The organism is Bacillus sp. FSL L8-0099 (assembly GCF_038006385.1).
GTDB classification, from domain to species: domain Bacteria; phylum Bacillota; class Bacilli; order Bacillales; family Bacillaceae_G; genus Bacillus_A; species Bacillus_A toyonensis.
The window spans coordinates 1574330-1593276 of the sequence record NZ_JBBOVC010000001.1 but is presented as its reverse complement, the minus strand read 5'-3'; the positions used below and the strand labels follow the sequence as shown (position 1 = coordinate 1593276).

At 35.7% G+C, this 18947-nt stretch carries 23 protein-coding genes; 2 read left to right on the top strand and 21 right to left on the bottom strand.

Annotated elements, in window-relative coordinates; genetic code table 11:
- The 7 genes from MHH42_RS08365 to MHH42_RS08335 all read right to left on the bottom strand — a co-directional run bounded on the left by MHH42_RS08365 (nucleotide 1) and on the right by MHH42_RS08335 (nucleotide 3841).
- A complete protein-coding gene (locus tag MHH42_RS08365) occupies nucleotides 1-276 on the bottom strand; it encodes a flagellar biosynthetic protein FliQ (protein ID WP_001098085.1) in 276 nt (91 codons plus the stop codon).
- 33 nt (nucleotides 277-309) lie between these two features.
- The gene (locus tag MHH42_RS08360) at nucleotides 310-1068 is read right to left on the bottom strand and encodes a flagellar type III secretion system pore protein FliP (protein ID WP_001220591.1); all 759 of its coding nucleotides are present in this window, start codon (nucleotides 1066-1068) and stop codon (nucleotides 310-312) included.
- Nucleotides 1065-1385, bottom strand: coding sequence for a hypothetical protein (locus tag MHH42_RS08355; protein WP_000121176.1), 321 nt, complete (start codon nucleotides 1383-1385; stop codon nucleotides 1065-1067). The genes MHH42_RS08360 and MHH42_RS08355 overlap by 4 nt, the downstream gene beginning before the upstream one ends.
- Nucleotides 1386-1397: 12 nt before the next feature.
- Nucleotides 1398-1757, bottom strand: coding sequence for a flagellar motor switch protein FliN (gene fliN, locus MHH42_RS08350; protein ID WP_000680015.1), 360 nt, complete (start codon nucleotides 1755-1757; stop codon nucleotides 1398-1400).
- A 10-nt stretch (nucleotides 1758-1767) separates the two neighbouring features.
- Entirely contained in the window at nucleotides 1768-2754 is a 987-nt protein-coding gene (gene fliM, locus MHH42_RS08345; RefSeq protein WP_000012359.1) for a flagellar motor switch protein FliM, read from the bottom strand.
- A 14-nt stretch (nucleotides 2755-2768) separates the two neighbouring features.
- Nucleotides 2769-2993 (bottom strand): flagellar motor switch protein FliN, encoded by a 225-nt coding sequence (locus MHH42_RS08340; RefSeq protein ID WP_000775712.1) that lies wholly within the window; start codon nucleotides 2991-2993, stop codon nucleotides 2769-2771.
- Nucleotides 2994-3055: 62 nt separating this feature from the next.
- Nucleotides 3056-3841, bottom strand: a complete 786-nt coding sequence (locus MHH42_RS08335; RefSeq protein ID WP_000234457.1) for a lytic transglycosylase domain-containing protein — start codon at nucleotides 3839-3841, stop codon at nucleotides 3056-3058.
- Between the two features lie 257 nt (nucleotides 3842-4098).
- On the opposite strand from MHH42_RS08335, the gene MHH42_RS08330 reads away from it, so the two are divergent.
- Together MHH42_RS08330 and MHH42_RS08325 are read left to right on the top strand one after the other, a co-directional pair.
- Nucleotides 4099-5232 (top strand): flagellin N-terminal helical domain-containing protein, encoded by a 1134-nt coding sequence (locus MHH42_RS08330; protein WP_070172956.1) that lies wholly within the window; start codon nucleotides 4099-4101, stop codon nucleotides 5230-5232.
- Between the two features lie 258 nt (nucleotides 5233-5490).
- The gene (locus MHH42_RS08325; protein ID WP_070172955.1) at nucleotides 5491-6291 is read left to right on the top strand and encodes a flagellin N-terminal helical domain-containing protein; all 801 of its coding nucleotides are present in this window, start codon (nucleotides 5491-5493) and stop codon (nucleotides 6289-6291) included.
- 95 nt (nucleotides 6292-6386) lie between these two features.
- On the opposite strand, the gene MHH42_RS08320 is transcribed toward MHH42_RS08325, so the two are convergent.
- The 14 genes from MHH42_RS08320 to flgC form a co-directional block, all read right to left on the bottom strand.
- On the bottom strand, nucleotides 6387-7334 hold the full coding sequence (locus MHH42_RS08320) for a DNA-binding domain-containing protein (RefSeq protein WP_000274704.1): 948 nt from the start codon (nucleotides 7332-7334) through the stop codon (nucleotides 6387-6389).
- Nucleotides 7335-7958: 624 nt separating this feature from the next.
- Nucleotides 7959-8867, bottom strand: coding sequence for a chemotaxis protein (locus tag MHH42_RS08315; protein ID WP_000075949.1), 909 nt, complete (start codon nucleotides 8865-8867; stop codon nucleotides 7959-7961).
- A gap of 114 nt (nucleotides 8868-8981) precedes the next feature.
- The gene (locus MHH42_RS08310; RefSeq protein ID WP_000068315.1) at nucleotides 8982-9467 is read right to left on the bottom strand and encodes a hypothetical protein; all 486 of its coding nucleotides are present in this window, start codon (nucleotides 9465-9467) and stop codon (nucleotides 8982-8984) included.
- Nucleotides 9468-9759: 292 nt separating this feature from the next.
- Nucleotides 9760-10095: a DUF3964 family protein gene (locus MHH42_RS08305; protein ID WP_000198189.1), complete on the bottom strand. Its 336-nt coding sequence runs from the start codon at nucleotides 10093-10095 to the stop codon at nucleotides 9760-9762.
- A 49-nt stretch (nucleotides 10096-10144) separates the two neighbouring features.
- Entirely contained in the window at nucleotides 10145-11368 is a 1224-nt protein-coding gene (locus MHH42_RS08300) for a flagellar hook protein FlgE (RefSeq protein WP_000588325.1), read from the bottom strand.
- A 16-nt stretch (nucleotides 11369-11384) separates the two neighbouring features.
- A complete protein-coding gene (locus tag MHH42_RS08295) occupies nucleotides 11385-11963 on the bottom strand; it encodes a flagellar hook assembly protein FlgD (protein WP_001143458.1) in 579 nt (192 codons plus the stop codon).
- Between the two features lie 3 nt (nucleotides 11964-11966).
- Entirely contained in the window at nucleotides 11967-13076 is a 1110-nt protein-coding gene (locus tag MHH42_RS08290) for a flagellar hook-length control protein FliK (RefSeq protein WP_000616448.1), read from the bottom strand.
- A 10-nt stretch (nucleotides 13077-13086) separates the two neighbouring features.
- Nucleotides 13087-13497, bottom strand: a complete 411-nt coding sequence (locus tag MHH42_RS08285; protein WP_000360857.1) for a hypothetical protein — start codon at nucleotides 13495-13497, stop codon at nucleotides 13087-13089.
- 116 nt (nucleotides 13498-13613) lie between these two features.
- Complete coding sequence (gene fliI / locus MHH42_RS08280; protein ID WP_001060540.1) at nucleotides 13614-14918, bottom strand: flagellar protein export ATPase FliI; 1305 nt, start codon at nucleotides 14916-14918, stop codon at nucleotides 13614-13616.
- Nucleotides 14915-15604, bottom strand: a complete 690-nt coding sequence (locus MHH42_RS08275; RefSeq protein ID WP_000051701.1) for a FliH/SctL family protein — start codon at nucleotides 15602-15604, stop codon at nucleotides 14915-14917. The genes fliI and MHH42_RS08275 overlap by 4 nt, the downstream gene beginning before the upstream one ends.
- Nucleotides 15591-16595, bottom strand: a complete 1005-nt coding sequence (gene fliG / locus MHH42_RS08270) for a flagellar motor switch protein FliG (RefSeq protein WP_000883355.1) — start codon at nucleotides 16593-16595, stop codon at nucleotides 15591-15593. The genes MHH42_RS08275 and fliG overlap by 14 nt, the downstream gene beginning before the upstream one ends.
- Before the next feature lie 13 nt (nucleotides 16596-16608).
- The gene (locus tag MHH42_RS08265) at nucleotides 16609-18183 is read right to left on the bottom strand and encodes a flagellar M-ring protein FliF C-terminal domain-containing protein (protein ID WP_000411360.1); all 1575 of its coding nucleotides are present in this window, start codon (nucleotides 18181-18183) and stop codon (nucleotides 16609-16611) included.
- Nucleotides 18184-18205: 22 nt separating this feature from the next.
- Entirely contained in the window at nucleotides 18206-18505 is a 300-nt protein-coding gene (gene fliE / locus MHH42_RS08260) for a flagellar hook-basal body complex protein FliE (protein WP_000701668.1), read from the bottom strand.
- Between the two features lie 16 nt (nucleotides 18506-18521).
- The gene (gene flgC, locus MHH42_RS08255; protein WP_000484909.1) at nucleotides 18522-18935 is read right to left on the bottom strand and encodes a flagellar basal body rod protein FlgC; all 414 of its coding nucleotides are present in this window, start codon (nucleotides 18933-18935) and stop codon (nucleotides 18522-18524) included.
- Nucleotides 18936-18947 lie beyond the last annotated feature (12 nt).

The window sequence follows — 18947 nt, the reverse complement described above, 5'->3', positions numbered from 1 at the left end:
TTAGTACGAACGCAATAGCGATGGAATTTTATCAAATAAATCTAAAATAAGCGTCGTTAACTCTTGAAACATCCACGGACCTAAAATGATAATAACGAGTACAATACTCGCCATTTTCGGTAAAAACGTCAACGTTTGCTCTTGAATTTGCATCATCGCCATAATGACAGCGATGATAATAACGACAATCATACTTACACCGGCAACCGGCATTAAAATCATAACCCCTTTATAAAAAAAGGTTTGAAAAATATCTATAATTGGTGACGTATTCATTTATATGACTCCTATCACATAGCATCAAACGCTTCAGGCGACCGTTTTAAACATTATATCGACGATTTTTGTATATCCACCTAAATATACGAAAACGAGTATTTTAAACGGTAAACTTAAAATCATCGGCGGTACCATCATCATCCCGAGGTACATTAAAAGTGTACTAATAATCAAATCTATAAATACAAACGCTAAATAAATGAACATCCCCGTTAATAATCCTTTTTGAATTTGCGTTAACGTAAAGGATGGTACGAGCGTAAATAATGAAAGATCTTTCAAATCTTTCGGCAACTCTTCACCGCGTACTTTCAGCATCATTTTTAAATCATGCTTATATGTATGTTTCGCCATATAATCTTTCATAATCGGAGCTGTCGTCTCCGCAGCTTGACTTACTGTTATTTGTTCTTTCGTCATCGGATCCCACACATCACTCTTTAACTGACCTAGCACCGGTTGCATCGTAAATAGTGATAAAAACAAAGCAAGTCCAACAAGCACTTGGTTTGGTGGTAAGTTCATTACCCCAAGTCCTTGACGAGTTATTCCAAGAACGATCATAAAATAAGTAAAATGCGTAAATAAAAGAACGATAGAAGAAGATAATGATAGAAGGGTAACGAGTGCAAATAACTGTACACTTGAATTACTCGTAAACTCTTTTCCATTTTCGAAATTAATAAAACCGTTCGGGGCTGCATACGCTGGATTTACAAAAATAATTGAAAAAACGATAGAAAATACGAAAATAACGGCTAATACTGATAACTGTTTCTTTATTCTCATGATGGATCCTCTACTTTTTTCGTTTCACTCTTCACCGCGTCTTCTAGCGCTTGTTGAAACTGATTTCCTGTTCCTGTTAATTGCACAGACTGCACACCGTTATTACTAATAACAGTGAATACTTGCTTGCCATCCACTTCAAATAAAAAAGCACTCGTTTGATGATTTAAATATACACCGTCTTTTACTTGAATATGGCCATTTTCACCTTGCTTAAAAAACTGCTGTTTGCGCGTCTTTTTCGTCATATAATATGCACCGTAACCGAGTGCACCAAACAGTAAAACGACTTGAAATAAGGTCGTCATATACGACATATGACTCCTCCTCTACTCTTTATCTTGCATTTGACTTTGCGCCTTCATAAGCGCAGCTTGCTTCTTATCAGCTTCAATTTCAGAAATAATAATGCCGAACTTCTCGTCCATTACGATTGCTTCACCGATGCCGACCTTCATATTACTTAAATACACATCTACTTTATGTCCTAAGTTTTTCTCTACTTCAAGAACATCGCCAACTTTTAACTGCTTCACATCACCGAGCGTAATAGATGACTTCCCAAGCTTTACACCAAGTTCAATCGAAATATCTGAAACAGTATCTATATGTGCTTTACTCATTTCATTTCGTTTTCCCGCAAAATCTTCTAATCCCATTAAGGACACAGGAGATACTTCATGCTTCATATGGATCCTCCTACTCTACAAAACTTTTAAATAGGAGCGCCTTACGCGTTCCATCTTTCCCAATAAAACAATTAAATTTATGCTTTCCATCTACATAACCAAGTAATTCATCCGAAACTTTCGTATGAAGCGGAATAATATCGCCTTCTTCAATTTGTTCAATGTCACTCATTGTCATTTTCTGCTCACCAATCGCAACATGAACAGGTTTGTACACTTGATTTACTTTCACTTCCACTTCAGACGTATACTTTTTACGTTTATCTGAAGAATGTTCGACAATATTTTCAGACGTTAATTTATCCATAATTTCTTCAACAGATAAGAACGGAATCCCGATACGCACCGTCGTATTCCAAAAATCTGTTTTCATATTTACGTTCAGTAATGAAATTATATCGCTCGCTGTCGTAATCTTTAATGCATTCGGATCTGTCTCCGTCGTTACAAACTTCGGTTCAATCGCAACAACACTTTCAAATGATTGCTCTAAATTTTTACAAAGAAGCAAGAATATATTATCAAGCGTTAAAAACTCAAACGCCGTTAGCGGTCTGCGCATCGTAAAGTTACGCTTACTATCCCCACCAAGCCAACATTCATGAATATAAATAACAAATGCTAAATCAATCTCAATAACAATTTCTCCAAGCTCTGGTAAACCGAGATCAATTACGCAATATAAATAATAATCTTTCGGCATTTTCTCCACATACTCACTCGTAAATGGAACTTGCTCAACTGTTGAAGGCTCTAGCTCAATCGGAATACGCATACGCGCTGACAACGTCTGTGACGTCTGTTTTCCAAACGTAGAAGCAATCGCTTGCAAACTACGTAAATGCTCCACACCGAACTTCTCTGGTCTATTAAAATCATACTCTTGAAATTTCTCTTGCTTCCCTGCTTCTTGTGCAAAAGCTGGCATTTCCTCGCCTTCATTTACCGCCTTCAGCAGGGCATCAATTTGCTCTTGGCTTAATTTTTCGCCACTCATGACAATCCCCTTCCCTACCTTTTCAATTCAACGATTTCAACGTACATCTTCCCATTCTTCGTCAAAATCTTTCCGGTTCCAATCTCTTCATTCTCAAGCATAAGACGCACCGTATTTTTCGTTGAATTTTCAAGACGATACAATGTACCTTTCGTAATATGAAGCAGATCTTCAATTTTCTTTTTCGTATTTCCGATTTCAAAATAGATTGTTAACGGAATATCATCTTGTAATTTCAAATCTAGCCAACTCCCATATCATGTTCACGAAAATTTCATGTTCTCTCTATATATGAAATTTCTTATTTTGAAACGTCGATATTTAATATTTTTTTAATATATCCTTGCGTTTCTTTAAACGGTGGTACGCCTCCGTACTTTCTCACATTACCAGGACCAGCATTATAAGAAGCAAGCGCCAATACTAAGTCACCGTTATTTTTCTTTAAATAACCGCTTAACTCTTTCACGCCGCCCTCAATACTTTCAGCTGGTGAAAATGGATTTTTTATACCCATCTCTTTCACATTCGCTGGCATAAGCTGCATAAGCCCCATCGCACCTGCATGTGACACCGTTTTCGGATTAAAATCAGATTCTACTTCAATCATTTTTTGAATTAACGTTTTCGGAATTCCGTATGTACGACTTACGCGATCAATAATATCCTCATACTTCCCTTCATTGGAAGAACGTATTTTTTGAATATTATACTTCTTCGTTAATCCCCACGTATCAACAGCCTCATTTTTCGTTTCTGGGAAACGTCGTTCAAACTCTTTTTGCGCGACTTGCACTTCATCTGCTTTCTTCGTTTCAGCCTTTTCCTCAGGCTTACTCGCTTCCTCTACTTTATGAATAGATTGTTCCGGTTTAGTAACAACCGTTTCTATTTTCGTAGATTGTACCGGCTGACTCATCTCTTCTATATTTGCCGGTTGCGTAGTACCCTTCGTCTCCTTCGCAGGTTCACTCTGCAACTTCTCTTGAAAACGACTACTAACGAATGCTTGTGGACTACTTAGCTTTTGCTGAATTTGTCCTTTTTTATATGCAAGCACTTCTTTTACTATATTTCCAATTACCATAATATCACCTTTTCGGTAAACAAAGATAATCTAATATTAGAGTTTTTTTTTAAAGTTTGCAATAATCCTTTTAATAATTATGTAATAAAAAAATGAATATATTGTTAAACTGTTATTTTTTTATATTTATTAATTCGAATTTTTAGTTGACACCCGTTGTAGCAAGGATTACAATAAATCTCGAAATTGATTTTTTCGCATATTACCGTTTTTCAATTTGCAGAAAAGTCAATATAAAAAAATGGGGGTTTCTTAACATGAGAATTAATACAAACATTAACAGCATGCGTACTCAAGAGTACATGCGCCAAAACCAAACAAAAATGAGCAACGCTATGGACCGTTTATCAAGTGGTAAACGTATCAACAACGCTTCTGACGATGCAGCAGGTCTTGCAATCGCAACTCGTATGCGTGCACGTGAAAACGGTTTAGGAGTAGCAGCTAACAACACACAAGACGGCATGTCTTTAATCCGTACAGCTGACTCTGCTTTAAACTCTGTATCTAACATCTTACTTCGTATGCGTGACATCGCTAACCAATCTGCAAACGGTACGAACACTAGTGATAACCAAAAAGCATTAGATAAAGAATTTTCTGCATTAAAAGAACAAATTGATTACATTTCTAAAAACACAGAGTTTAACGATAAGAAATTATTAAATGGCGATAACAAATCTATTGCTATCCAAACTCTAGATAACGCTGATACAACGAAACAAATCAATATTAATCTAGCTGATTCATCTACTTCAGCTTTAAATATTGATAAGTTATCTATTGAAGGAACTGGTAATAAAACAATCACACTTACAGCAGCAGATATTGCTAAAGATAAAACAAATATTGATGCTGTAGGTACTGCTAAAACAGCATTAGCTGGGTTAACTGGTACTCCAGCTGCAGCAGCAATTAATTCAGCAGTTGCTGACTTTAAAACAGCATTTGCTAAAGCTGACAAAAACTTAATGAGTGATGCACAAATTAAATCTGTTACGGATGCAATTACAGCTTTCGAAGCTGATGCTACTCCAGATCTTACAAAAGCTAAGGCAATCGGAACTGCTTATACTGCACCTGCAGCTGGTGATATTACAAAAGCTTCACCAAACGCTTCTGAAGCAATTAAATCAATTGATGCTGCATTAGATACAATCGCTTCAAACCGTGCAACTCTAGGTGCTACATTAAACCGTCTTGACTTTAACGTAAACAACCTGAAGAGCCAATCTTCTTCTATGGCTTCAGCTGCTTCTCAAATCGAAGACGCTGACATGGCGAAAGAAATGTCTGAAATGACTAAGTTCAAAATCTTGAACGAAGCTGGTATCAGCATGCTTTCTCAAGCAAACCAAACGCCACAAATGGTTTCTAAATTATTACAATAAGCCATTTGAGTTAGTTTCCTGAATAAACCTCTCTGCTTGCGGAGAGGTTTATTTTTTCTATATAGATAGATTTTTTATAAAACTTTCTTTTTTATGTGGAAGAGAGTATCCCCGATGCTTAGAAGCGGTCAGTGCTTATCTTGATCCCCTCTTATGTTAAAACACAAACAGTAAGTAAGCATAAGCCCCTCTATCCTTCCATAACTGTTTATTAGATTAAAAGATACCAACTATATCAATCTATAAGGAGTGTCTATTATGCGTATTGGTACGAATGTTTTGAGTATGAATGCTAGGCAGTCGTTGTATGAGAATGAGAAACGTATGAATGTTGCGATGGAGCATTTGACGACTGGTAAGAAGTTGAATAACGCTTCCGATAATCCCGCTAATGTTGCGATTGTGACTCGTATGCATGCGAGAGCAAGTGGTATGCGCGTGGCAATTCGTAATAATGAAAATACGCTATCGATGCTTCGCACAGCAGAAGCTGCCCTTCAAACTGTTACGAATATTTTGCAGCGTATGCGTGATTTAGCTGTTCAATCTGCGAACGGTACAAATTCAAATAAAAACCGTGATTCACTAAATAAAGAGTTTCAATCTTTAACAGAGCAAATTAGCTATATTGGTGAGACAACTGAGTTTAATAATTTGCCCGTATTTGGCGACCAAAACCGTCCTGTTACATTAGACGATATCGGTCATACAGTAAATCTAACGAAACATATTCCCCCTTCCCCTACACAACATGACATCAAGATTTCAACAGAACAAGAAGCAAGAACGGCAATTCGTAAAATTGAAGAAGCCTTGCAAAATGTATCACTTCATCGTGCTGATCTTGGGGCTATGATAAATCGTTTACACTTTAATATTGAAAATTTAAATAGTCAAAGTATGGCCCTAACAGATGCTTCTTCTCGAATTGAAGACGCGGATATGGCGCAGGAAATGAGCGATTTTTTAAAGTTTAAATTATTAACTAAAGTTGCGCTCAGTATGGTTTCACAGGCTAATCAAATTCCGCAAATGGTTTCTAAATTACTACAATCTTAAAAATTTGTCTTCCCTCTTTGAAACGATTCCACACAAAACAAAAGGGAAATACATATAAACTATGTATCTCCCTTTTATTTTGTACCCAAATTTTATTACTGTGTTACAGTCATAACTTGTCCACTACGATCAACCATAATTTTCATTTTCCCGTCTTGTGCGTTATATAACCCTAATTTATGCAAATCTTGTTTACATTCTTTTACGAAGTAAGGCAATGTGCGAATTTGATCGATATCAGAGCTCGTAATGAAATGAATTAAATGATGCGTCATTTCTTTTATATCATGAACAAGCTCTTCCTTTTCTCGCTTTAGTCTTTCATTTTCAGCTCGTAATACATGCAATTCGCTTTCAAGACCACGTACATCCTTTTCATTTTCCGAACGCCCAGCAGCCATGCTTGAAAGCTTATAAATGCCTTCCATAAACTGATGGAGTTCATCTTCTTTTCTTTCACTACATTGACTAATTGTTTCAAAATTATCAACGATACCAGATATAACTGTTACAAGACTTTTTTCATTCTCTGTATTTTGAACTTCTTTTCTTACTTCTTGCTTGTTTTCTTTTTTCATTTCAACGATTTGTTCTTTTACGGGTGTATATTTTCGCTTTCGTCCTGGTTTTTGTTTTTCAATATTTTCAAACGGTATTTCACGTTTTTTCAATTTATAATACGTATTTTGCAATTGACTTTCTGTTTTCGGAAAAAGATTTAGTTCATTTTTACTAACGTATTTTGAAATATTTAAAATGTTTAAACCGTGACGTTGACAAAATTGATACACTTCATACAGTAACTCTAGCTCAGACTTCAGCCATGTAATTGTTGATTTTTCATAAGCTCGCATACCGCCATGTTTTTCTATATCTATTTGGAATAAAACCATTCTATTATATAAATCGACTAACTCTTCATACTCCACTCGGAATTGTTTCTCTATTTTTTTAAATTCCGTTTCTAATTTCATATCATTCATTTTATTATTTGACATGTTTTGTAAAAGTTTTAATACATTGATTGCTGTGTGGTGATACATAATCTGTGCCACTCCCCCTCATCCTTTCACAATTCTCATCTGACTCCCATGTCTTTTAAGAAATAGCAATTTTTACATATCCATATTATAACATTTCGAAATTGTCTGTCAAATAATTAACATACAAAAACGTATGGAAAGTGTAAAAAAGAAAGAGTATTTTTTAATTAATATGCAATTATACATATTAATTACATATAATTATATTATATGGTATTTTTAATATATTTTCACCGAAAAAGTTTGCGCTACCACGAAATATTACTAACATAAACCAAAATATGTTCTCTTATATTTTTAAACAAAAAAACGTTACTTATTAATTAAACCAATTGAAAATCTCGAAATAGAGACGATTCTTACAACCACAAATACTCCTTCTACCTGTACAGCGTATAGAATACTAAAAAGGAACTAGCCAGTACTACTATACATGGCTAGTTCCTTTTTCCCCACTAATAGAAGAAAGTTTCCAACCCTTAGTCGAAAGCTCTCTTCTCCTGCTTACTTGAAACCACTCCATATCTTTGGTCTTACATCGTACAGAGCTCTATTAGGCACTGACCGCTTCCAAACTTCGCTAGAGGTTCTATTCCAGCAAAAAAAACGCTTTTTAAAACTCTTTTACAACACTAACTTATCAACTAAACCAATTAACTCTTGAATATCTGGCTTACTTACTTGAGCATTTGCTCCTACAGCTTCACCTTTATGGAATAATTCATTTGTAATTAATGAAGAGAAAATAATGACCGGTAAACGATTCATTATTTCACCATCCTTAACCACTTTCGTTAAATGATGTCCATCCATTTTTGGCATTTCAATATCAGTAATTAGCAAGTGAATGTGTTCAAACATTTTTTCCCCTTGCTCTTTCGCTAATTTTTCAATTTGTGCTAATGCTTCCGCACCATTGCTGAAGAAGTTCATTTTCGTATATCCAGCTGATGATAAAGTTTCTTCTAGTATTTGGCGAAGCATTGCTGAATCTTCTGCAATATAAATAACTTTTTCAGCACGATCTGTTTTTTGTTCTAAGCCTGAAAGTGATTTATTGTCATAACCAGTACCGCTAATTTCACATACAATTTTTTCATAGTCTAATAGTAAAATAATTTTCCCATCTAGTTTTACAATGCCAGATGTCGTTTCTTCTAGTCCCATTGATAAGGAAGCTGGTTCATCAATTTGTTCCCATGAAATACGTTGAATACGATGTACTTCGTCAACGCGGAAAATAACTTTCATTTGGTTTAATTCTGAGATGATGAATTTCGTTTGATCAAGTGGCTTTGTTGATTTTAAATTAAGAGCCGTTGCTAAGTTAATAACAGGTAAAATTTCACCACGTACTTGAACAACACCTTCAACTGCATGATGAGATTCTGGCACAGTTGTAACAGGGAATGGATTAATGATTTCACGTACTTTCATTACATTGATACTAAATAGATTTTCACCAACAGTATATGTGACAATCTCTAATTCATTTGTTCCACTTTCTAATAAAATACTTTGTGCTTGTGACATAAAGGTGTCGCTCCCCTTCCATTAATTCCGTATATTTAATTATTAATCTTTATAAAAGAGAAAAAGTCAACTACCTATATGAAAAATATAGATAGTCGAACAATTTATTTACGCTTAATCTTGTATAAATGAAGCAAGTGCCTCTAATAACACTTCTTGTGCCCCTACAATTTCTGTCGGCATTGCTTCCCATTTTTTTGAAAGTTCCGTTTCTACTCTCATTCTTAACTCTTGATTCATTTCTTCGAGTACATATTGTTTCGTCGCTATATCAACATCAAGTAACGCGAGTGCATATAGTTCTGGATCGTTTATTTTTTTAAATAATTGTTTTAATATAGCCGGCGCTATATGTTTTAATTTTTCAATATGAATTTCCTTATCCGAAAATAGTAGCTCGTATTGAATAAACGCAACATTTTCTTTAATTACTTTAAAATAGCAATTATTTTTTTTATCATTCACAAAATAACCGTTCGGATCTGCGATAATACTCTCTACTTTACGAATTAAATCTGGCAAACTACTCGCCGCCATTACAGTCCGCTGCTCAACCTCACTTGGCGAAATGAATGTAACGCGATACTTATTCTGCGCCATCCTCCTCACCTCTCCTTTTATAAAAATGTATCCCCACAAACTATCCAAAAGGCACTGGTTTGCTATGAGACAATTATCTTATCTCCAACCAACCATCACAGTACCTCTCCATAGCACTACTCTTACAACTACAAGCCCCTCAGAACCATAGTTGTTATCCATACTATACTACAATTCGCTTATCTCTTATTAAACTACCTTGGTAACACTTCATACCGCTGTTTCCACAACGTTCGAGCACCCTTATAAGCACCTAAACCCTACCACATCTCTCAAACCATTAAAAGGGCTTTTAAGAGCTTTTAAGTAACTCGATATTATTGAACCAAAACGCAATTTGCTGATCCGTTATCCCTGATAACGTAACAAAAAACTCACGGCACTTCATCTCGTCCTTAAACAGTTGATACTTCCAAACTCCATCACTACCAACACTTACGAAATAAAACTCATGAATACGGCCAATGATGGCTTCCTTTTCACCAAATGAATACGGAGGCACTTGCTTAATTTCAAATTGATCCGGTAAATATACATGCTCTTCTCGTTCCATTTTTAGCACTTGCTCGGCAAGTTCACGTTTATTTTCGAAAAAAGGCAATTGTAAAACTCGCTCTTGTCTTGTCATACGAATAAAAAACCCTTTCTACTACATTACAAGTTTTCTTTATAATATATTATCGAATTAAGTTTACAACTTCATTTAATACTTCATCTGACACTTTAATTACTTTCGCATTTCCTTGGAATCCACGTTGATACAGCATTAAGTCAACGAACTCAACAGATAAATCTACGTTGGCCCCTTCTTGCGCGCCACCACGTACTTTACCTGCACCGTTTTGACCAGATGCACCAAGTGCTAAAATACCTGTTGTATTCGTCGCTGTATAGTTACCATTACCTGTTTTCATTAGACCGCCTTCGTTCGGGAACATCGCAACAGCTAATTGGCCAGCAGATTTCATACTTCCATCAGAATATTTTACCATTACATATCCACCGTCAGCAATGAAGCAATCTTTAACCGTCGCTGCTGCTCTACCATCTACGTCTGTTACTGATAATGTTTTATCTGTTGGATGGTTTGTTAAATGACTTAAGTCTAAATTTATAGAGCCGCCATCAAATGGAATATTGGCTCTTTGCTCTTTCGGATTAGGATTTCCAACAGCATCAAATGTCATATTACCACCTGCACCTTGAACATCCTTAAACTCTGTTTCTTTTTTCGAGTCATTACGCATCTGTACTTTATATGTATAATTATGTTCGCTCGTTTGTTTAAACTCTACACGCATTGTCCATGTATTCCCCGCATTATCATATACAGGTAAATCTTGTGTAATTTGTTTTTCACCAGTTGGAATATTCCCTTTAATTGTCCCTTTCGATGTTCGAATACCACCAATTGCTGTTCCCATTGGAATTTGCAACGGTCCTGGGATTCCAGATAAATCAACTTCACCAGTTGCTTCATTTGCAGGATATGCAAATACATATTGACCTTCAGTATTCGTAATATAGTAATCTGAGGATATCCCAAACGTACCTTTACGAGTAAATTCCATATTTCCGCCTTTTGAATCACCTACAACGAAAAAACCATTACCTTCCATTGCTGCTTGTGTTTTACCACCAGTTAACGTAATTGTACCATCACTATAATCTGTAACCGTACCACTCATTTTCACACCGTTACCAATACTTTTCGGATTCGTTCCTGCGTATTTACCGTCACCTTTTGCACCAATCGAATTGTTATATAGTAAATCATCAAACATTGCTTTTTGTTTTTTATAACCAACTGTTTGTGCATTAGCAATATTATTTGAAGTTACACTTAATGCATTTTGTGTTGCATTCATTCCTGTAATACTTGTATATAACGCTTTAATCATAACGTATGGACACTCCTCATGAATTTGTAGTTTTTACTTCTTCAGTTGTTTTTTGCTCTTCTTTCTTGACATCCTCTGGATTCGTTTCTCCAATCGGTTTATCAGACACTCTCTCAACGAAACGAAGAGATACGACTTTATTATTAATAATGAGCTGTACATCATTATTCTCTGCAAGGCGAACCGTCTCTACTTGACCAGTTACTTTGTTTCCGTCGCCGTCAACACCTCTTACGTACTTCCCTAAAAACTTCATACCGCCATCAAGCGCTGTCGAATACATCGTCGTTCTTAAAGAGTCAACTGCTTTTGTCATATTTTGCACTTGCTCCATAAGAGATAACTGCGCTGTCTGGTTCATCATTTGATTCATATCCATTGCATTAAATGGATCTTGATGTTGGAAACTTGATAAAAACAATTTTAGGAAGTCATCTTTCCCCATTACCCCAGGAGTCTTTTGTGCTCCTGCTGAAACTCCGTTTGTTTGTTGAACTGGCGATTGTACACCATTCACAGATGCGTTTTTTGCTTGCGCTCCTGCTTGTAACGGAATATGATTTGTACTCGTTGTATTTAACCCAACTGTTGGCACGCTTTATTCCTCCAATAATCCCGCAAATTCTTTTGATTGTTGTTTCTCATGTTGCGTACTTGCTAATTTCTGCTTTTGTCTTTGTTCTTGTTCTCGCTGTTCTTTACGGTTTTCATCTTTATCCGAATAGCTAATTTGAATATTAATTTCTTTTTCTTTTAGCTTTAGCCTCAATTCATCAAAAATGATTTCAACACGTTTTTTTGCATCGTGTTTTTCCATTTCTACATGCACATCAATTTGGTCGCCATGCTTTTTCATAAATACAGTTAACGTTCCAAATTTTTCTGGATTTAGCTGGAATAAAACACGTTCTTGTTTCACTACAAATTTTTGCAATGCTTCTACTTGCGCTTCCATTTTCTTTCCTAAGTCAGGTAATGTAACCTTCTCAGCGCCACTATTTGATTTTCCGATTTGATCAGTACTCGTCGCTTTATTTAATAACTCCGCACCCGTGGAACTCGAATCACTTAACGAATCGACTTCTGGCAACTCTACCTTCACATCATCGCTCTCTGATTTCAGAAGATCTACATCTTTAGACTCTTCTTGTTTTTTTGCAATATTACAAGTTTCTGTCTCTACAACTTTCAAAGCCTGCATCATTTGCTCTGGCATCTTCACTTTGTCTAACACCATTTGCATTGTATCTTCTAAACATATAGCATTTTTAATATTCATATTTGAAAGGAGCTCTTGTAATTGTTGTAATTCACCTGCGGGTAATTCGTTAAGTTTTATATTTCCATATTCTTTATACAGCTCTTGTATTTTTTGTATGTATTGATATAACAATTCTGGTTGCACACGTAATTGCTCAATTGCAACCATTTGCTCAGATACAGCTAATAACAACTGTTCTGTCTCTTTTTTTTCTTCTTTCTTTACACTTGGTTCTTCTTTCGTTACCGATGGTTTAGAAAGATTATATTCTTTTTTCTCTTCTTTTGGTGCTTCTTCTCGTTTCGTTTTCTCCGTTTTCGGCTGCTGTTTATTTTCCATTCTCAACGTACGATCAAATGAAGAATTTTCATTTTTCGATTGTATTTCTAGCCCTTTTTCTTTTTGCGGAGGTAAACTTTGTTGCACCGGTAATACAGACTGTATCACTACATTCACCTCATCCATTCATACACATTTTTAAATCAAGAAGCATTTTTTCTTCTAGCTTTTCTTGCACTTTTGCAAGCTTCTTACAATCTTCTTGATACATTTCATCAATGACACGTTCTTTTTCTTTTACTTGCTCTAAAAGGCTTTCATTTTTTTGAATAAAACCTTCTGTTTTTTTAATTTTTCGATTCCATTCTTCTATTCTTTCAGGTGAAAACGTATGTGAAGAAAGCATGCCAGCCATAATACGTTGACCAGTTTGTACGACTTTGCTACGTGATTTCACAACGTATAAATCATATTCTTTTTTTTGTTCTATTTTTCTTTTTTCAGCTGTTAGTTCGTACACTTCTTTTAAAATATGTTCTTTTTCTTGATTTATTTGCAATTTTATCGTGTCGTACTGCTGTTTATCCACCTGTTTTCATAGCCCCTTCCTATTATAACGCTCTCTTTTTCTATTATATAGTTTTTTTCCAAAAAAATCTGTGAAATATTAAAAAACAAAAAAATAAGACCCCTTTAGTAGAGGCCTTATACTATATGGTGTATCGCTTGAACGATATCATCAAATTGGAAACTATCCGATCGACCTTGCTTTAAAAACGTATTTATATCTTCTACTTTATTTTTACATTCAAAAATATAAGCATTTTCTTCATTTTCTTGAATCGTCCCTAATTTAAAGTACAATTCATTTTCTTTATAAATAGATAAGATTTTTCTCATTTCATTTGCAAGTTGCCAATGGTTAGGCGACACAATTTCTTCCATAATCCTACTTACTGAATCTAACACTGAAATGGCAGGATAATGACTAAGCGTAGCAAGCTCACGCTTTAATACAATATGTCCATCTAAAATACCACGTGCTAAATCTGGTACAGGACCGTTTAAATCGTCTCCATCAACGAGTACGGTATAAATACCTGTTATAGATCCTTTTTGTGTTTTACCAGATCGCTCTAACAACTTCTTCATATAACTTTCCATTAACAGTGTTTTACCACCAATCGGTAACTCTTTCACTGCAATATCAACACTTCGGCGCGCATCAGCAAAACGAGTAACTGAATCCATCATGAGTAGTACGTTATTGCCTTGATCACGGAAATATTCAGCAATGGATGTGGCAAGCTTTGCCGCGCGAAGTTGCATCAGATGGCTTTCATCTGACGTCGCTACAACAACAACGCTTTTCCTCATACCTTCCTCGCCTAATTCTTTTCGAATAAAGTCTTTTACTTCTCGGCCACGTTCTCCTACTAAACTAATAACGTTAATATCAGCTTTTGCATTTTTTGCAATCATTCCAAGTAAAGTAGATTTACCAACACCTGATCCAGCGAAAATACCAATCTTTTGACCGATACCAATTGTTAGCATAGAATCAATTGATTTTATTCCCGTTTCAAATACATCAGTAATCTCTTCACGCTCAAATGCATGAATAGGGGGGGCATCTAATTTTATTTTCTGTAGTGGAATGTTTTCAGCGTTCTCATTTAACACTTCACCATTCGCACTTAACACCTTTCCAAGTAAATGATCACCACGAGGTACAACAACATCTTCTGCAATTAATGTAACTGAATCCCCGTAACATACTTTTTCTGTCTGTCCAAATGGGAGTAACATATTATTCTCTTTTTCAATCGCAATTACTTCACATAAAACATTATGTTCTCCAACGAAACAAACATCGCCAATTTTTGCTTTCGGTCCTTTCGCTACGAAAAACTGTTCTTGTACACTATGAACTTTACCAATTTTCGTATAAAACGGTGTGTCGATAAACGTATTCCACTTATTCTGTTCATTTATGAGCTTGTTGTTCATACATTTTGCTCCTCAAACAACTTCTCTTCTTCCCATTTCTGACGAAGCTTCGCAAATATAGGTGCAAATTTAAATTCAAAAAACTCTTTCTCTTCCTCCAAAACAAATTCACCGAACTGCAGGGAGAAATCATATTTCCATTCTACTAATTGTAGTAACCAATACTCTTTCGTATTTTCCTTCTCTTCTTGAATACGTTCAAACGTTTCTGGATGTACTGTTATTATTAATTTTTCAAATGAAGTAGGCAACGTTTGAACGATGCCAGTTAAAATTGGTAACACATCAAGTAATCGCGAATCTACCGCTTGGTTTACGATTTTTTCTGCTAGATGAAAAGATTGATCCCACAATAACTCTGTCCATTCGTATGCTGTTTCCTGTTGTTCTTTTTGAAACTGCATACGTGCTACTTCCATCTGTTCCATTTGTTCATGAATATGCATTTGAAATTGTTCTTTATCTTGTACTAGCTGCTGACGCTCTCGTTCTAGCATTTGCTGCCCTTGTCTTAACTGATTCATTTCCATATGTAATGATTCTTGCTGGGCGCGAAGCTCTGCATGATCAGCTTGTAATTCTTCCTCTTCTATTTGGACTGAAGCTGGTTTTGGAAATTGTAATTCATACGTTTCTTCAGAAAAAGAAACAGAATTCTTCGGAATTCTGTTTTTAAATAAGGACATCCCCTTCACCTCTTTGAACGATAATTCTTCCTTCTTTTTCTAGCTTTTTAACTGTACCTGTAATCGTTTGCTGCGCTTTTTCAGCATCCGTCATCTTAAGCGGTCCTAAGCCATCTAATTCTTCTAGAATCATCTCTTTACGGTTTGAAGACATACATGTAAATAATTTCTCTTTAATTTCTTCTTTTGCAATTTTAAGTGCTTTCGCAAGAACACCGTTATCTGAAATTTCTTCCAATACACGGCGAAGCGCAAGATCTTCAAGACCAAGTAAATCTTCAAAGACAAACATATTTTCTTTAATTTTCTCAGATAACTCATAATCGACTTCATCCAGCTTTTGAAAGACTGTTTTTTCAACACCTCGTGAAACATTATTTAAAATGTTCACGATCGTTTTCAAGCCATCTGTTTTATTAATTGCACTAAATGCCATATTATTTAATTTCGCTTTTAACAACTCACCAATTTGATTAATTAATTCACCATCAACTTGTTCTAGTTTTGCAATACCCATTACCGTCTCTACTCGTTTATGATCTGGCAATCTCTCAATTAATTGAGAAGCAAGTTGCGGTTTAATGTAAGAAGCAATTATCGCAATCGTCTGTGGTGATTCATCATTGAGCACTGTAAGAAGTGGTTCTAAATCTGTAAGTGAATTTAAGAACTCAAACGGATTATCTTTGTTATACCAAAGATCTTCCAATAATTTTTCCAGCTCGTCTTCGGGCATGTTTTTAAATATGCGACGAATGTACTCTTTATCTGGAGTGACTAAGTTTAATTCTTTTACATTTAATTCATATAAGAACTCCCCTAGCACATTTTCTAACGTTTCTGGTTTATATACACGAAACTTCGCAATTTCACGAAGTAATACTTCTTTTTCCTCAGCTGTCATATATTCAATGACTTTTGCTGCCACCCCTTCGTCTAATGTACGAATGAGGATGGCAGCTTTTTCTTTGGAGGAGATTTCATCTAACATCGTTGTTCCTCCCTTACTGTCCGTTTAACCATTTTTTAATTACTTTTGCAGTACCTTCTACATGTTCTTTCGTAGCTTCCTGCACTTGATCATCTAACGTTGGTTCTTTCGGTCCTTCTGGTTCCGGTGTTGGCTCTGGCACTATTTTTTCTTCAGGAATTTCCAGAATACTTTCATTACTTGCGGCAATTTCCTCTTCGGCTAAGTATTCTTCATATTCCTCTTCTTCTCTCTTTTTCTTACGTCTTGCTAAGAAGAACCATACTAGACCAATTAGTGCTAACAAGCCAGCTGTAATTCCACCGAATAACCACCAGTTCATACCACTTTTTTCCGGCTCTTTCTCTTTTTCAACTTTCGGCTGGTCGAACTGAACAGTTACAACGTTAACTTGACCGTTTGTAAAGTTTCCATTCGGATCAACTTGAAGCCCAGCTGCTGTGCCAATCGCTTCTTTGAAAGTCGTCATATCAATTTTTCGTTTTACTAACGTATCATTATCTACCCATACAACAACATTTGTTTTCGTTAATTCTGGATGTTTCTTAATTGTTTCAACTGTTTTATCTATTTCATAGTTTTCAATTTTGTTACCATTTTTATTATCATAGACAACTTTACCGTTTTGATTATTGTTCGTACCGTAGTTTGGCACGTCACCGTTCGCTGTAATACCAGCACCTTGCTTCGTATCTGCTCCTTCTTGTGCAGTAGAGCTTTCCTCTTGCTCTTGTTTACTACGAAGCACACCTTTATCACCATATTTTTCTGATTGACGTGTAACCTCATCGTAGTTTACAGAAACTTTCGTATTCACTTTATATTCATTTGACTTAAACATCGTCATTAACGTTGCGTCAATATCTTGCTTTAATTTACCTTCAATTTGATGCTGCATCTCTACTTCTTTTTCATAAGAAGAGGAACTGTTAGAGTGCGCTTCATCTGCTCCTTTTGAGATGATACCTTTTTTACTATCAATAACACTTACTTCTTCTGCTTTCACGCCAGGAACTGCCGCACTAATCATTTGCTGTATACCAGCAACTTGATCAGCTGTTAATAATTGTCCACGCTTCACACCAACAGTAATCGCCGCTGTTCCCTTTGCTTTTTCTTCATCAAAAATTGTTTCTTTTTCAGGTAATGTAATTTGAACATTTGCCGTTTCAACCGTCGCAAAATTTCGTACAATATCTTGCTCCAATTGTTTTTTCGTACCGACAATTTGCTTCATTTTTTTATCTTGCTCACTTGACCCGAGCGAGCTTTCTAATAATATTTCCTCGCCGCTCTTAGAATTAAACGGTAAGCCCATTCCATTCATTTCTTTTCGAACCCATGGAGCATCATTCTTTTGCACACGAATTGAACCATCGGCCGCTAATTGGTAATCGACACCTAACTTCGATAATTCTGCTGTAATCTCTTGCTTATCTGCATCATTTAAATTTTGATATACAACAACATATTTATCTGGCAAGGTGAAGTATAAAAGTGCTCCTGTTACAACCGCTAAAAGCGCAGCACCGATTACTAACTTATGCCACGTTTTTAACGATTGGATAACATTTTTTATCTTTTCCATTTAAACACACCCGTCCACTTTCCTAAATTTGCATATTAATTAGTGACTTATAATTTTCAATAAGATTATCACGTACGAGAGCAGCCGTTTTCATTTGAGATTCAGCTTTTTTTTGCTGAATTAAAACGTCATGTGTTTCTCCTACCCCTTTTGTTAATAAATCATATACTGCTGTTTGCGCATTATTTTGCGTTTGATTCATATCTTCCAATAAATCAATAAACTTTTTTCCCGGAGCTACAGAAGTTTCCGAAGTTTTCGGTGCACCAATTGACTGAATTGCTCCAAATGGCTGTGTATGTAACATTGGTTGAATTTTCATATCCCTATCTTCCCCCTTATCCTCGTCCAATTTCTAAATCTTTATCGAGCATTTTTTTGTTCGCATTTAATACACTTGTATTTGCTTCATACATTTTTTGAGCAACCATAACATTCGTCATTTCAGCAGTTACATCAATATTTGGATAACGTACATATCCTTCTTCATTTGCATGCGGATGCGTCGGATCATACACTAAGTTTTCCGTTTTGTCTGCTTCAATACTTTTTATTTTCACTCCGTTAGTAGGAGCCCCGTCTAACATACTTGCAAAACTATTATTTGATTCTAGCACCACACTACGACGCTCATATAAATCTGCCCCCGGAGCGGCTGTCGTATTCGCATTTACAATATTGTTTGAAGTAACTTCCATCCACTTTCTCGCTGTCGTTAGTCCTGAGCCACTTGCATTCATTGCCTGAAACATCGTTGTCTCTCC